This window comes from Alicyclobacillus suci, from assembly GCF_017329615.1.
In the GTDB taxonomy this organism is placed as follows: Bacteria; Bacillota; Bacilli; order Alicyclobacillales; family Alicyclobacillaceae; genus Alicyclobacillus; species Alicyclobacillus suci.
On the sequence record NZ_JAFMTW010000108.1, the window covers coordinates 1 to 2,133 of the forward strand.

The following is a 2,133-nucleotide window of genomic DNA, read 5'->3' on the forward strand; positions in this document are numbered from 1 at the left end:
GTACAACGAACGAACAGCCGTTGAGCGCTGCAACTCAAGACTGAAGGTACATCTGACTGCAAATGATGCTCACGTTTCTGGTATTGAAAAAGTCACAACACATGTCTATCTGAACACAATTGTCCTTCTCGCCTCTGTTCTTGCAACGCAAAGCTTGGTACGTGGAGAAGAGATCGCGTAACGACAGTAGCTGTTTTTCGCAAGCAAAAAATGCAGAGAAACGACACGGATTTGTGCATAGGCACTGCAGTACAGAAAATTACGACGACTTTGTCTCAGATAGTGCATGCTGCAGACGGTAGCTGTCGCCTGTGAAAGCCAGTACATGTGCGTGGTGCACGAGGCGATCCACTAAGGCGGCGGTCAGCCTGGCGTCCCCAAAGACAGTGTTCCAGTGTCCGAACTCGAGGTTTGACGTCACAATCACGCTGCGTTGCTCGTAGCAGTCGGCGATCACGTGGAACAGCAGCTCAGCACCATCTTTGTGAAAGGGCACGAAGCCCATTTCGTCCAGAATGAGCAGTTCCGCCTTTTGCAGTTCACTCAGGAACCGACGCAGCGTGCCGGCTTGGTACTTGTCCTGCAGCGTGGCCACCAAGTCGTGTACCCGGAAAAACCGGACCTCATGACCTCGTCGACAAGCCTCCACACCTCCAGAATCGCGTCATACTGGCTCAGATCGGGCATGTGCCCGTGAATCTCCACCGGGGTGTGCGATTCCACCAACGGTTCAGGCCGAAACTCGGGGTGTTTCATGGCGTATAGCGTGTGCTCGGGGACAGCCTCCGGGCTGAAGTGCCCCGCCAACGTATTGAGCGCCTCGCCTACCTCGGCCATCTCGTGGCTCTCCAGCAGGCGACGAACGAGGGCGATACGGACCTTTCTCAGCTCGGTATCCTCCACCCGTATGAAGGCGCGTACCGAGGGAGGCATGTATCTTGCCAGGTCCGAGTACATCACTGACCGAGGTTTCCTCCGGTATCCGTCGAATACGGTGGTCCACTCAATCGTCATGGGCTTGTCCGCATAAGGCCGTGGAAGCTTCCCTAGGAGCCGGTACTCCCCGTCGCTCGAAAAGACCTCGATTTCATCCCACTTCACTTTCAGCAGCACCGTCTCCAGCCCACGGCACTGAGGCAACGGGTAGGTGGCTTTCTCGAACCGCAGTTCCCGGTACTTGTTCAGACGGGCAGCTTCCAGGCGGAACACCTCGAACGGCGTGGCCGGTAACGCGAGCAGTTTTGAACGCTCCTTTTCCCACAGGTCGGCAATACGCTCATGCTTGGCGTAATGCGGGCGGTCCATATCAGCCTCTGACTTACGGGCCAGATGCTCCTCCAGCTCGGTGTCGGTATCGCACACGGGAGGGGGGACGAGCCAATTCCGACGGCTGTATCCCACCTTGTTCTCCACATGCCCCTTCTCATGCCCGCTGTACGGGTTGCAGAACTCCGGCTGGAACCGGTAGTGGGCTGCGAACCGAAGGAACTGGTCGGTGAACGTCCGCCCGCCGTCCTTGTCAATGGAGACGACCGCCGCCGACAGATTGTCGAACCAGATCTTGCTCGGAACACCTCCTATCCGCCCGAAGATTCGTTTCATCGCCTCCAAAAAGCACTCCGTGTTCTCCGCACGCACCGAGAAGGTGAACGCGGCATTGCTGAACGGAAACGACATCACCAGCACTTTCCGCTCCACAAACTGCCCAGCTTGTCCCACGTAGGCCGTCCCAAAGTCCACCTGTGCCTCGCCACCCGGGTGCTCCAGCCGCTCGTAGGATTCGGCACGCTCGAGTTTGAGCTCCTTGCGACGCTGGGCTACGTACCGCTCGACGGTTCGACGGCTGCCCTCGAACCCGTGCTCCTCACGCAGCCGGTCAAAGATTCGCTTGGCTGTGTACCGTTGCTTGCGGGGCAGCGCCTGCTCCTCCGTCAGCCATGTATCGATGATGTCAAGGTACGGGCCAAGAACGGGATGCCGTTTCCTGCGCCGCCGCAGGGGCTCATTCCAGTTGTATTTGATAGCCTAAAAGTCCCCCACTGGAACAATCGAAAATTCCCCCACCCTATGATAGCCTCACTACGGTGAGGTGGTTGAGGAGATGATTCGATTGAAGCAGAAGCAGGAGATTCT

At 57.4% G+C, this 2,133-nt stretch carries 1 protein-coding gene and 2 pseudogenes; 1 reads left to right on the forward strand and 2 read right to left on the reverse strand.

The window, feature by feature from the left end; translation table 11 throughout:
- Positions 1-181: pseudogene (locus J3482_RS19890) on the forward strand (transposase); the annotation flags it as partial.
- 78 nt (positions 182-259) lie between these two features.
- On the opposite strand, the pseudogene J3482_RS19895 reads toward J3482_RS19890, so the two are convergent.
- Both J3482_RS19895 and istA read right to left on the reverse strand, forming a co-directional pair.
- A pseudogene (locus J3482_RS19895) lies at positions 260-652 on the reverse strand (ATP-binding protein); the annotation flags it as partial.
- Positions 544-2,022: an IS21 family transposase gene (gene istA / locus J3482_RS19900; protein WP_328702769.1), complete on the reverse strand. Its 1,479-nt coding sequence runs from the start codon at positions 2,020-2,022 to the stop codon at positions 544-546. The gene istA and the pseudogene J3482_RS19895, both read right to left, overlap by 109 nt.
- Positions 2,023-2,133 lie beyond the last annotated feature (111 nt).